6 protein-coding genes are annotated in these 12,621 nt (G+C 35.6%); all 6 read left to right on the top strand.

Translation table 11 applies throughout. The annotated features are described in order from the left end of the window. Positions 1-50: 50 nt before the first annotated feature. Entirely contained in the window at positions 51-3,983 is a 3,933-nt protein-coding gene (locus tag F6K27_RS21415; protein WP_287278005.1) for a filamentous hemagglutinin N-terminal domain-containing protein, read from the top strand. Between the two features lie 317 nt (positions 3,984-4,300). Continuing rightward, complete coding sequence (locus F6K27_RS34400) at positions 4,301-4,501, top strand: hypothetical protein (RefSeq protein WP_375339684.1); 201 nt, start codon at positions 4,301-4,303, stop codon at positions 4,499-4,501. Positions 4,502-4,969: 468 nt separating this feature from the next. Continuing rightward, positions 4,970-5,467: a hypothetical protein gene (locus F6K27_RS21410; protein ID WP_287278003.1), complete on the top strand. Its 498-nt coding sequence runs from the start codon at positions 4,970-4,972 to the stop codon at positions 5,465-5,467. 85 nt (positions 5,468-5,552) lie between these two features. Further along, complete coding sequence (locus tag F6K27_RS21405; RefSeq protein WP_287300913.1) at positions 5,553-5,789, top strand: hypothetical protein; 237 nt, start codon at positions 5,553-5,555, stop codon at positions 5,787-5,789. Between the two features lie 861 nt (positions 5,790-6,650). After that, on the top strand, positions 6,651-8,321 hold the full coding sequence (locus tag F6K27_RS21400) for a ShlB/FhaC/HecB family hemolysin secretion/activation protein (RefSeq protein WP_287278000.1): 1,671 nt from the start codon (positions 6,651-6,653) through the stop codon (positions 8,319-8,321). A gap of 1,170 nt (positions 8,322-9,491) precedes the next feature. Then, positions 9,492-12,149, top strand: a complete 2,658-nt coding sequence (locus F6K27_RS21395) for a CHAT domain-containing protein (RefSeq protein ID WP_287277998.1) — start codon at positions 9,492-9,494, stop codon at positions 12,147-12,149. The last annotated feature ends 472 nt before the right edge of the window (positions 12,150-12,621 follow it).

The following is a 12,621-nucleotide window of genomic DNA, read 5'->3' as shown; positions in this document are numbered from 1 at the left end:
TATTCCCTATTCCCTATTCCCTATTCCCTATTCCCTGTTTAATAATAATTATGAAATTAAAATCTCTACCAATTTTGCTCAGTTCAACATCAGGAATATGGCTAATTTTATCTAGTTTATTTTGCCAAAATCAGGGAAATACTCAAATAATTCCCGACCAAACACTAGGGAAAGAAAATTCAGTTATTAATTCCATAGATAGATTAAAAGAACAGATAGAAGGTGGAGCAATTAGAGGTTCAAATTTATTTCATAGTTTCCAAGAATTTAATGTTGGAGAAAATCGAAGTGTTTACTTCACAAATCCAGCAGAAATTGAAAATATATTAACAAGAATAACAGGTAATAATGCCAGCAATATATTAGGAAATTTAGGAGTATTAGGAGAAGCAAATTTATTTTTAGTAAATCCTAATGGTATATTATTCGGACCTAATTCTAGTCTAGATATTAGGGGGTCATTTATTGCTACAACAGCCGACGAAATTAGATTAGGAGAAAATGGTTTATTTAGTGCTACTAATTTTCAAAATAGTAACTTATTATCAATAAAACCTTCAGCCCTATTTTTCAATCAAATAGCCAGTCAAACTCAAGGAAATATTGTCAGTAAATCAACTGCAGAAGAAATTGGTCTACAAGTACCATCTGGAGAAATTTTAGGATTAATAGGAAGGGAGGTAATTATTGACAGTGGAAAACTGACAACAGAACAAGGAAGAATAGAAATAGGCAGTGTTGGAGATAACAGTTTAGTCAGATTAGAAAACACCAATAATTATACTCTTAATTATTCAGAAGTAGAAAACTTTAAGAATATACAAATCAAGAATGGTGCTGTTGTGGATGTAAGTGGAGAGGGTAGTGGCGATATTCAACTTCAAGGTAGACAAGTAAGCATCACAGGAGGTTCAACTATTGTCGCTAATACTTTAGGTAGTGAACCAGGAGGCAGCATTTCATTAATATCTTCCGAATTATTGGAAGTAACAGAAAGCTTTGTGAATGCTGATGTAGGATTTGCTGCAACTGGCAGTGGGGCAACTATTACAACTAATGCTCCACGTTTAATACTCACAAGTGGAGGACAGATAAGTACAGCTACATTTGGCACAGGTACAAGCGGAGAACTGACAATAAACGCCAATGAAATAGAAGTTATGGATATATCAGCAGATGGTCAAAATCTCAGTGGCATATTTACAGATGTATTACCAGGAGCAACAGGTAGAGGTGGAGACATAACAATTAATACTCAAAACCTCAAGCTTTTCAATGGGGGACAACTGGGAGCCAACATTTTTGGTGCAGGACAAGGAGGAAATTTAACTGTCAATGCCACTGAAATAGAAGCCTCTGATACTATTGTATTTGAAACTACTGTTCCTCAGCAAGAACTCCTGTTAGAATCTCTAAATGGTCAATTTCCCAGTGCAATTTTAGCTCTAGTTATACCGGAAGCTACAGGAAATAGTGGCAAATTAACAATTAATAGCGATCGCATAGTATTACGCAACGGAGCGCAAATAGGAACTGGTACATTTGGTGCCGGAGATAGTGGAGAACTGGCAGTTCAGGCAAGGGAAATAGAAGTCAGCGGTATTTCTGAAGATGGTTTTCTGCCAAGTAGCTTTTTTACTACAGTTTTATTAGGTGCTACAGGTCAAGGTGGAAATCTTACTATTGATACTCAGTCTCTAACTCTACAAAATGGAGGACAAGTAAGAGCTGGTACATCTGGTGTAGGGGACAGTGGGGATGTGACTGTGACGGCAAAAGAAATTAACTTACAAGGTAGTTTTACTAATGATTTTTTGTTTTTACCAAGCACTATTCAAGCTGCAGTTGAAGACTTCTCTACTGTAGATCCATCAGGTATTGGTAGTGGTGATGGTGGTGAAATATTGATTAATACAGACCGCCTGACTGTTGAAGATGGAGGCACTATTAGCGCTCGTACTGAAGGGGAAGGTAAAGGTGGAAATATAGAAATTAATGCCACCGATATTGAGGTAAATAACAGTTTCATTACTGCTGATAGCAATGAGAGTGCAGCAATAATTAGAAATGGAGATGGAGGAAATTTAACAATTAATACTCAAAATCTAATGTTGACAAATGGAGGCTCAATTTTAGCATCTACTTCCAGTGAAGGTAAGGGAGGAAATATAGAAATTAATGCCACTGAAATAGAAGCAGTAGGTATTTCACCAGATGGTCAGTTTCTCAGCGGTATAAATAGTCAAGTTGCATTAGGTTCTACAGGAGATGGTGGCAACTTAACAATAGATACCCAACGTCTAATACTACGAGATGGAGCAATAATTCAAGCGGCAGTCTTCAGCTCCGGTCAAGGAGGAAGCATTGCAGTAAATGCAAAGGAAGTAGAGCTATCAGGTAATGCTACCAGTGAAAATTTATTCCCAGAAATATCATCTCTAATTCAAAGTATAAATGGCCAAGTTCCTAGTGGTTTGTTAACAACTGTTTTACCAGGAGCAACAGGAAATGGTGGAAATTTAGCAATTAATACCCAAGGTCTACAGTTAAAAGATGGAGGGTCAATAGGTACTGGAACATTTGCTCAAGGTCAAAGTGGAGATTTAACAGTACGAGCAACAGAAATTAACATGAGTGGTACTATTCTTAGCGGTAAACTTCCTAGTAGCTTGTTTACTTCAGTCTTTGATGGAGCTACAGGCAATGGCGGAAATTTAACTGTTGACACCGAACGCTTGAGCTTAAGAAATGGTGCTCAAGTCAGAGCAGGTACATCTGGTGTAGGAGATAGTGGAGACTTAAAAGTAAGAGCAACAGAAATTGAACTCGTTGGTCGTGCTGAAAATGGTGAACTTCCTAGCAGTATTCTTGCTAGTGTAGAAGACTTAAGAAATTTGTCTCTGGGAGTAGGTAGTGGAGATGGAGGCAACGCATTCATAGAAACAGAACACTTGACAATTCTAGATGGAGCTGAAGTCAGCGCTAGTACCTTTGGAGACGGCAAAGCAGGAAATTTGACGGTCAGTGCCACAGAAAATATTACTCTATCTGGAGTAAATTCAATTTCTGGTGACTCCAGCACTATTACTGCTCGCACCCTTGGTAATGGCAATGCTGGGTCTATCAATATTAATACACCGAATTTAAGAGTGGAAGACCAAGCGATCGTTACCGTTAGTAGTTCTGGTAATGGGGTGGCAGGTTCCCTCAATATTAATGCTCCATCCATTGAACTCAACAATGGTACTCTGAGTGCGGAAACTACAGCTGGAAACCAGGGTAACATTACTATACAAGTTTCAGATATTAACCTAGAAAATAATAGTGCAATTACTACCAACGCTACAGAGTCTGCCACAGGTGGAGATATTAATATTGATGCACAATTTATTGTTAGTTCGGACAATAGTAATATTAGTGCCAATGCTATAGAGGGTCGAGGTGGTAATATTTCTATTAACGCACAAGGGGTATTTCTTGATAATAGTAGTCAAATTACTGCCACCTCAACTTTAGGTATTGACGGCACAGTAGATATTAATACTCAAGTAGACCCCACTCAAGGAGTGGTCAGATTATCTGCAACAGTCATAGACCCTCAATCATTAGTGGCCAACAATATATGTGCCCCAACTCAAGCTCAAAAAGAAGGTAGTTCCTTTGTAATTACAGGTCGAGGTGGTCTACCACCAGATCCAACTCAACCATTAACAGTATTAAGAGGAATGGTCGAATGGGAAACAGAAACATCCGGGTATACAAGTGGTGTGATGAGAGATGATAAACAACCTGTTGTAGTCTACCATCGCTCAGAAGTCGAGAAGTTGCCAGAAATTCGTCAAGCTCAGGGTTGGGTCATGACTGAAAGTGGTACTATTATACTCACTACTACTGTAACTACTGTCAACTCAGGTGGTTTACAGTTAATTCATCCTAGTTGTTATCTATTTTCACCTGTGGCATTTGGAACTTTTTCTGATTAATTATTTGCTCTTATTTTTGATAGCGAATATGAACTTAAATTTTTCTGATAATATCAAATCCGGTAGCATCGGTGTAATTAGATAGTTAATCTAGGAGTCAGGAGTCAGGAGTCAGGAGTCAGGGGGGAAGAGAATGCGCTAAACATTTGCTCTTGGATGAAGATGAAAAATTTTTTTATACCGAACCCGAGCGGATTTGATATAACTGGATAAATACTACCTCTAGTACCATTCTATTTCTGGCTATATTTTTTTCTCAAAAATCTGTTAATTCTCAAATCATTCCAGATCAAACATTAGGCAAAGAAAATTAAGTTATTAACAGTATCGATCAATTAAAAGAACAGATAGAAGGTGGAGTAATTAGAGGTGCAAATTTATTTCATAGTTTTCAGGAATTTAATGTTGGGGAAGGTCGCAGCGTCTACTTCACAAATTCAACAGGCATTGAAAATATATTACTCCCTTCCCGCCAAAAGATTACGTATTTGATCACAATCAAAACTACATTATTTTAATTCAGGGTTGATGATGACTAATATCATGTCCGGTTGAACAGTTATAAATAAACGACGAAGGAGTCAGGAGACAGGAGACAGGAGACAGGAGGGTAGAAAGAATGAAGAAGGAGAAAGTTTTTTTATCACTAATTATCCGGACATGATATAAATTACTGAAAAATAGGACATTTAGGTGAAGCGATAGCTTGCGCTGACTTGTCAGTTCGCCAACTGGATTGGGATTTATGGCCAAAACTATACTACAAACATCAAAAACAGTATTTAAGGAAAAGATTACTAGCAATTAGATACCTATATGAGGGAAAAAGTAGAATAGAAGTATCAGAATTATTAAATTGTAATTACAAAACTTGATCAACTTGGATAGATAAATTTCTGGAAGCAGGGTTAAATGAATTAACCAAACCAATTTGTCATCAAGTATCTTCAAGATTAAATTGAGAACAAAAACAAGAATTAAAAAGAATGTTTAGGGAAGAATTACCCAGAAACTATGGCATAGATAGAAATATATGGACAGGCCAAATTATTAGTACTGTGCTCGAGTCAAGATGGGAAGTGAAGTTAAAAATAACCAGAATCTATGAAATACTCAAGGAGTTAAATAAGTCAAATCCAAAAGCACATAGAGATGATGCTAATACTCACAAAGAAGAGCAAAAAACATTGATATCAAACTTAAAAAAAAACTCTCTTCTCAAGAAGAAAAAGAAAAAAATAGTATTTTTTGACGAATTTGCTGTTGATGAACGTCCCAGTATTTTTTACGGATGGGCAGAAAAGAACACAGGGTCAAAAGTACTCAGTAATCAGAAAGGAAAGAGAAAGAAATTGAACGGGATGATTGCCGTAGATACTTTGACAGGTCAAGAGTATTTCCAGTTAAAAGAAAAATCGCTCATCGGAGGATGTTTCAGATTATTTTTGACAACTTTGTCTGGATTGTGTCAAAAATGGATTTGATCAACTGACTATTATTTGAGATAATAATTCCACAGATAAAAAGAAAATGAGAACTCAATTACTTGCACATCTTGTGGAACTCAAAATGTCAGATAAAATTGTGGTAGATTTTATTGATACTCCGAGTTATTCTCCTAATTTTAATCTAGCTGAATATATTATTCATCTGTTAAGAATGAAACTGCTGCATAATCTTCCCTTGGGTGTAAATATGGAACAAATTCAATATAAGCTGGAAAAATACTTTGAATTCAATCAGCTTCAAACAGCACAACAAATTCAAAATATAATTCACCATATTTATGCCTTAGTCAATTGTTAGGTAATCTTATAGCGGGAAGGGAGTAATATCAATTTGGAAAAATAATTTTACGAATAATCAGAACAATTAAATGACTTTATAGGAGATGTCCCTTGGAGTAAAAATATCAATTATGACCTAATAAATGGTATCAAAGCTATTTATTATGACTCCTGACTTCCCCTCCTGAGAAAGGTTAGAGGTGGGTTTATTCCTAAGAAATAACCTATTTCTTTGTAGCAAAAATTTATTAATTTGGTATAACACACTCCATTGTTACAGTGTGTGATGGCCAAACTTCCATAAATGCTTGAATACATAATAAATGGTATCGCCACATACTCTACTTTTTCTATCAATCAACCGTCTCTAAGTTGGCAAATTTATCATTATTTTCTCGGTTGAATATTAGGGAAATAGAAAAAAAAGAAGTATAACTATGGATAAAATAGCCTAATGATGGGTGAGACATTAGAGTTGTCGCTAAATAAAGGGAAAAAATCACTCTAACCTAGACAGAGCAATAATTCCCAGCATTTTTGCCATCCAATAACTACAATCCTTACAGAACAAGGTTTTTGGGGAATTTTTAAGTTATAAAGCGACAAGTCTATTCCACGCCCTTATAAAATTATGTTGGGTATTTTATCATTTTCTTTGTGGGTTTAATACCCCACCGTCAACGGGGGTGTTCACGCATTACTTGGGGGAGCGAATCCCCATGTAATTTTCCTCCTGTCTCCTGTCTCCTGTCTCCTGTCTCCTTCTTCAAGTTGGGTCTTAACACTAAGCCATGAAAGGACACTATAAAAAAAAATTTATTATTTCGATGACCAAATTTTATTATTTGCTTAGGCAGGACCTCAACCTCGAAAAAAAGTTATGATTGTCTGGATAATAATTCTTATTTCTTTGTCTTATCTTTCTGCTTCTGAACCTGCCACTGCTCAAACAACTCCCAGGCCAGTTAACCCTAACCCTCAACCCATACCAGATGTAGAACCATTACCTCCACCAGATGATTTGCTCCAACCTCCACCAGTACCATCTCTATCTCCCCAGTCACCTCCTCTGCAAATTCCAGGTAAAATTACAGTAACCCAATTTGTAGTTGTTGGTAGTACAGTTTTTAGTTCTACAGAATTGGCGGAAATTCTTGAACCTTTTACAAATCGTCCTATTTCTTTTGCCGAATTATTAGAAGCACAAACAGCAGTAACTCAGCTATATTTCGATCGAGGATATGTTACTTCTGGGGCATTTATTCCCCCACAAACTTTGCAAGATGGTACAGTTACAATAGAAGTGATAGAAGGGATAGTTGAAGCAATTGAAATTTCGGGGTTAAAACGACTTAATTCTGGTTATATTCGCAGTCGAATTGAATCTGGTATTAAAACTCCTTTAAATCAAGATGATTTATTTCAATCTTTACAGTTACTTCAGCTTGACCCTTTAGTTGAGAGATTATCTGCTAATTTAACAGCAGGTTCTCGTCCTGGTTTGAGTAGGTTAGAGGTTGAGGTGGAAGAAGCACCTGCTTTTTTTGCTCAACTTTCTGCTGATAATTTACGTTCTCCTAGTGTAGGTACTGTTCGTCGTCAAGTTCAACTTTCTCATAGTAATTTGACTGGGTTTGGCGATCGCCTGAATGCGACTTATTACAATACAGATGGTAGTGATACTCTTGATGACTTTAGTTATACTATCCCCATTAATTCTAAAAATGGGACTATTAGTTTACGTCATCGTCGCACCAGTAGTGAAATTATCGAAGATCCTTTTAATGAACTAGATATTGAAACAAATTCTCGTACTTATGAGATGAGTTTTCGCCAACCTATTTATCAAACTCTTAGTAAAGAAATTGCTCTGGGTTTAATGGGTTCTGTAGAAGAATCAAAAACTACTCTTTCCGATGACCCTTTTCCCGATCCAAATGATGGGGAGATTAGAATTTCTTCAGTTCGTTTTTTTCAGGAATATACTTCTAGGAGTACTAATGATGTGTTTGTGGCACGGTCAGAATTTTCTCTAGGAATAAATGCTTTTGATGCTACTGTTAATAGTAATGCTCCAGATGGGAGATATTTTTCTTGGCGGGGACAAGCACAATATTTACGTTTATTTGCACCAGATACAGTTTTTTTAGTTAGGTCAGATATTCAATTAGCACCTAGAAGTTTGTTTCCCCAAGAACAGTTTAGCTTGGGAGGTGGATTAAGTGTGAGGGGATATCGTCAAGATGCTTTACTTGGTGATAATGGGTTGTTTATTTCTAGTGAGTTTCGGTTCCCTATTCTGCGGGTGCGAGACTTGGATGCTACTTTACAATTAACTCCTTTTATTGATTTTGGTACTGTTTGGAATAGTAATGAAGTTGAATTGGTAGAGGAAACTCTATCTTCTGTAGGTGTGGGTTTAAGAATTCAAGTAGGAACTCGTTTTTCGGCTCAATTAGATTGGGGAATACCTTTTGTAGATATAGAGACAAATGGAGATTCATTACAGGAGGATGGTATATACTTTTATCTGAAATACAGAGCTTTCTAATCATTTATTAATCAAATATTTCCGATTTTTTAATCTATAAAACAAATAATGTTAGATATTTGATTGTATTCTGTTTTGAAGAAGGAGTCAGGAGACAGAAGACAGGAGACAGAATCAATTGCTTATGGATAGTCTTCGATACGCCGTCAGGAGAAGGCTATTAAAAAAATACTATAGCAGGGAATAGGGAACAGGCAATGGGCAATGGGCAATGGGCAACGGGGAACAGTAGGAAAAATATTTCTCTGTCTAAGGTTTATCATCAGCATAAATCAAACACCAACTCCTTCTTTGCTATATACTAATTAGTAGTCGTGCAAAATAAATTTCCTAGTTGAGATAGGGAACAGGGAACAGGGAACAGAAAGTCAAATAGGATGTGTAATTAATTTTGCATAGGAACTTACCAAATTGAGAAATGTTTGCTACAAATAATTTTTTAGGTTTTAGGTGGATTAGTTTTAGGTGGATTAGTTTTAGGTGGATTATTAGTTATTTACCGAATTATTAATTATTAATTATTAATAATTAAATAATTCGTGCCTTGAAGCCTCCCCTTTTAAGGGGAAAAAAGCGGTCGTTTGCGGAGCATTCCGTAGGATGGGATGGATGGGTTTCCTAACCATATCCAATCGACTAAGAGAAGAAATAATATCTCCTTATCTTCAATCCTCTCGGTTTTAACCAGAGGTAATTATTAATTATCCATTATCCATTAATGAATAGCCAGTTTATTTGTAAAATTCTTTTTTTCATGCATGGTATAATTTTATCCAAAATTAAGATAATACCAATTTTATAAATCTTTGTTACAAATAGTTAGTTTATTTCTTAGGAGTCAGGATTCAGGAGTCAGGAGTCGTATGGGAATGGATTCAATACCAGTTTTGAGCTAGGATATTCTATTTTTTTGTCAAAAGGACATATCCTCTAAAGTTTTTATATCGCACTTATTATTCGTAACATTCTTTTTTCAAAATGGTATAATACTATTTGCAAAAAAATATAAAATTTTATGCTTTAGCGAAAAATTGTGGTTGAAAGCCTCCTCTTTTAAGAGTATAAAAAGAAAAAATTTTCTTTGAGTCAATCCTATCCGTTTTAAAGGAGAGGTAATTGTTAATTATTAATTATTAATTATTAATTGTTGAACTATTCTGTAGCAAATATATGCTTAAAGTCTTTCTTCTTTCTTCTGCCTTCTACCTTCTGCCTTCTGCCTTAATTTTAGGTATTCAAGTCAAACAAGTTCAGGCAGTTTACCTGCATAATAATCTAGTTAAAAAAAGTAAAATAAATGGGGATGTGCTAACTCAAGCACCGACCATATCAGCTAGTAATTTAGAACTACAAGCACAAAAACTTTTTGAAAAAGGAGACTTTTCTGCAAGTATACCTCTGTTAGAAGTAGCTATTAATAATTATGCTACTCAAGGAGATAATTATAGTCAGATTAGAGCGCTAAGAAATTTAGGTTTAGTTTATCTCAAACTAGGAAAATGGCAAAATGCTGAAGCAGCCTTAAATAATTGTTTAAATTTAATTCAACAAATATCAAATCTTCAAAAAACTGAAAAAATTACAGCTAGCGTTCTAGAAGTAAAAGGTCAGTTAAAATTATCTATTGGTCAAGCAGAAGTAGCTTTAGATACTTGGAAAGAAGCCAGTGAAATTTATGAAAAAATTGGTGATTCTTTAGGGTTTACTCGTAGTGGAATTAATCAAGCTCAGGCTTTACAAGCTTTGGGTTTATATTCTCAAGCATTTAAACAATTAACAAGAGCTAAACAAAATCTGGAAGAACAACCAGATACAATAATTAAAGCAAAAGCACTACAAAGTTTGGGTGATGTGCTTCGAGGAATAGGTCAACTATCAGAATCTCAAAAAGTTTTAGAGTCTAGTTTAGTCATAGCAGAAAATTTACAAGCAACAGAAGAAATAGCGATAATTTTAATTAGTTTAGGTAATACAGCTATCCTTTTAGATAATCCCCAAGCTGCTAATTTATTCTATCAACGAGCTATTCAGGAATCACCTATAGTAGAAATTAAAACTCAAGCAATGCTCAATCAGTTAAATTTATCTGTAGAACAAAAGCAATATTTAACGGCAACAGAATTAGTCACAAATATAGATGATTTGTTAAACCAATTATCTGCTTCTCAGCCAGGTATTTATGCCAGAATTAATCTGGCTCAGAATTTAATAGAATTAAGAAAAGAAGTTTTCGCAAATGACAGTAATAAACCATTATATCCACCAGCAAAAATTGCTGATTACTTAGTGACAGCGGTACAACAAGCAAGAAATTTAGGAGATACAAGGGCAGAATCTTATGGTTTAGGAACTTTGGGAACTTTATATGAACATAATCAGCAATGGAATGAGGCTAGAGAGTTAACAGAAAAAGCTTTAATTTTGGCTCAAAGTATTAATGCTGCTGATATTTCTTATCAGTGGGAATGGCAATTAGGTCGGATTTTAACAGTTACAGGAAATACAAACGAAGCGATAGTAGCTTATTCTCAATCAGTAAAAAATCTCCAAGCTTTGCGGAGTGATATAGTTGCTATTAGTTCAGAATTAAAGTTTGATTTTAGGGATAGTGTAGAACCTATTTATCGTGAATTAGTAGAGTTACTTTTACAACCTGCTACACCTGGAAAAAATGATATTAGTCAAAAAAATTTAAAACAAGCACGACAAGTAATTGAAGCTTTGCAGTTAGCTGAACTAGATAATTTTTTTCGTAATTCTTGTTTAGATGCTCAACCTGTAGAAGTAGACCGCGTGGACAAAAATGCAGCTATTTTTTATACAATTATTTTGCGCGATCGCTTGGCAGTAATATTAGCCATACCAGAAAAACCTTTGGTTTATTACAGCACTAACATATCAAGAGAGGAAATAGACTCAAAAATTGAAACTATGCTAACAGCTCTCACATTTCCGCAAAAGCGAATTTTTATTGAAAATTATCGGGAACCTGCTGCAGAAGTCTATAAATGGCTAATTCATCCTGCTGAAGATCTACTGCGAGATAGTCAGATAAAAACCTTAGTATTTGTATTAGAAGGAAGGTTGCGAAGTATTCCTTTAGCTAGTCTTTATAATGATGATAGTAAGGAATATGTAATTCAGAACTATAATGTGGCGATCGCTCCTAGTCTAGAATTAATCGATCCTAAACCACTAGCACGAAATAAACTAGAAGTACTAGGTATGGGAATAACTGAAAGTCGTCAAGGTTTTCCACCGCTGCCAAATGTGAGACAAGAGTTAGAAGATATTCAAGCTCAAGCTTCTAGTGAGATTTTGCTAAATGAGTTGTTTACAGAAAATGAAGCTAATACCGAAGTCGCTGATACTCCTTACCAAGTAATTCACATTGCAACCCATGGCGAATTTAGTTCTAATGTTGAAGATACATTTATTCTGACCTGGGATGATAGGATTAATGTTGAAGAGTTACGAAGTATGATTAAATCTGGCGTTCAACAAACACGTCCTGTAGAATTATTAGTATTGAGTGCTTGTCGTACTGCCACTGGGGATGATCGAGCAACATTGGGGTTAGCGGGAGTTGCAGTCAGAGCAGGGGCAAGAAGTACTATTGCTAGTTTGTGGTATGTGAGTGATGAAGCAACTGCTGTGTTGATGAAAAATTTATATGAACAGTTGATCGACTCAAAAATTACGAAGGCAGAAGCTTTGCGTCGAGCACAACGAAAAATGTTACGAGATGCTCTAGCAGAAGAGGTAGATTCAGAATTTAAACATCCCTACTTCTGGTCAACTTTTGTTTTGGTAGGGAATTGGTTATAGAAGTCAAAAGTCAAAAGTTAAAAGTTAAAAGTGAGAAGTTAGAAGTTAAAATTTAGAAGTCAGGAATCAGGAGGAAAGAAAAGGTTATATCAAATCCGGTAGCATCGGTGTAATTAGATAGTTAATTTAGGAGTCAGGAGTCAACCCACCCCTCCCCCCTCCCCCTCCCAGGAGGGGAAGGACCTCCTCAGGAGGGAAGAGAATGCGCGAAACATTTGCTATTGGATGAAGATGAAAATTTTTTTTATACCGAACCCGAGCGGATTTGATATTAGAAGGGAGAAAGTTTTTTTATCGTGCTATAGCAATGAGCGCTGGCATCTTTACATGTTACATAGATATTTGCAATGTAATATAAAAGTAACTGTATGAGCTGTATTTTTCATAAATTAGGCGATCGCTAAACCTTAAAGTTTTAAGGATGTCTGTAATGGTATTGATAATTTACAGTTTATAGCTTGAAATTGTTTAC

It is taken from the genome of Okeania sp. SIO2F5, from assembly GCF_010692685.1.
In the GTDB taxonomy this organism is placed as follows: Bacteria; Cyanobacteriota; Cyanobacteriia; order Cyanobacteriales; family Microcoleaceae; genus Okeania; species Okeania hirsuta.
The sequence above is the reverse complement of the archived record's forward strand: the minus strand, read 5'-3'. Positions and strand labels throughout refer to the sequence as shown.